This is a genomic window from Methylorubrum zatmanii (assembly GCF_014845115.1).
Taxonomy (GTDB): domain Bacteria; phylum Pseudomonadota; class Alphaproteobacteria; order Rhizobiales; family Beijerinckiaceae; genus Methylobacterium; species Methylobacterium zatmanii.
On record NZ_NKUI01000321.1, the window covers coordinates 1 to 1,225 of the forward strand.

General features: G+C 64.7%; 3 protein-coding genes. All 3 read right to left on the minus strand.

All coding sequences use genetic code 11. The features are described from left to right. The coding region (locus MZTS_RS24350; RefSeq protein ID WP_192285882.1) for an SDR family NAD(P)-dependent oxidoreductase at window positions 1-265 on the minus strand (265 nt) is incomplete at its 3' end. Window positions 266-379: 114 nt separating this feature from the next. Then, window positions 380-598: an acyl carrier protein gene (locus tag MZTS_RS24355; RefSeq protein WP_192285884.1), complete on the minus strand. Its 219-nt coding sequence runs from the start codon at window positions 596-598 to the stop codon at window positions 380-382. A gap of 1 nt (window position 599) precedes the next feature. Further along, window positions 600-1,225 (minus strand): 3-oxoacyl-ACP synthase III family protein (locus MZTS_RS24360; protein ID WP_281397101.1); only part of this gene is annotated, 626 nt, incomplete at its 5' end.

A 1,225-nucleotide genomic window follows, 5' to 3' on the forward strand; every position in this document is an offset into this window, starting at 1 on the left:
CGAAGCCGGTGACGCGGGCGTCGTTCTCCCGCAGGAAGGCCGGCAGCGCTTGTGCCAGCGTCGTGACATCCGCGAGGTCGCGTGCCCAGCACAGGTGCCGGTCGGGCGCTTGGCAGGCCTGCCGCGTTTGCTGGAGGCGCCCGGGGTCGCGGCCCGAGAGGATCAGCCGGTATTGCCCGGAGAGAGAGACCGCCATCTCACGGCCGATGCCGGAGGAGGCCCCCGTGATCAGCAGGTAGGTCGCAGGCGTGGGCGGCTCCGACATCGGGCGGTTTCCAGACACTCAGCGCGCCAGATAGCCACTGTCGACCACCGATGTCGAACCGATCACCGGAAGATGACGGCCGGCCACCCGCAGCGGATTGAGAGGCGCCATCGGCTACGCCTTCTTGGAACCGATCAATTCGTAGAGTTGACCGATCGTCACGACGGATTTGAGCTCCTGGGAGGCGATTCTCACGCCGAACTTGCTGTCGGCCATCGCCATCACCGAAAGACTGGCGAGCGAGTCCCAACTCTCGAAGCGGCCGAGCTCGTCCGACATCGTGACATGATCCTCTTCGAGAATCTCGGCCATCTCCGTCAGAAACGCGTCCATCTCATCCGCCTTCGCCATAGTCGATCATCTCGCAGAACCGGAGCGGGCCCAGCTCCATCAGCATCGCGCCCCAGGTCAGGCCTACGCCAAATCCGGCGAGGCAGACTGTCCTGCGGCCGGTCAGGAGCGCTTCGCCCAGATTGAAAGTGGCCGCAAGCGGGATCGTCACGCCGCTCGAATTTCCGAAGTTTTCGACGATGTTGCTGGGCATCTTCGCATGCGGAACAGCGAGTTTGTCGGCGAGCTTCTGCAGCATGAAGCGGTTCGGCTGGTGGCACAGGAAGGCGTCCACCTCCTCCACCCCGGTGCCGGTCCGCGCGAGCAGATCGCCGATCAGCTCCGGCACTTCGGACATCACGAAGTTGAAAACCGCCGAGCCGTCCATCTTAAGATGGTCGAGCGCGCGGACATTGCCCTCCTCATCTTCCACCATCTCGGCGGTTTCCGCATCGGAAGGGCGTCGGAAGCCGCCGGCCGGAATGATCAGCGCCGCGTGACGCGCGCCGTCCATCTTCACATCCGCTTCGATGGTGCCGGCATCGGCCCGGCGCTCCAGCAGCGTGATCGACGCGGCATCCCCGATCAGCGGGAAGCTGTTTCGATCACGGGGCGACACCTTCCGGCTCA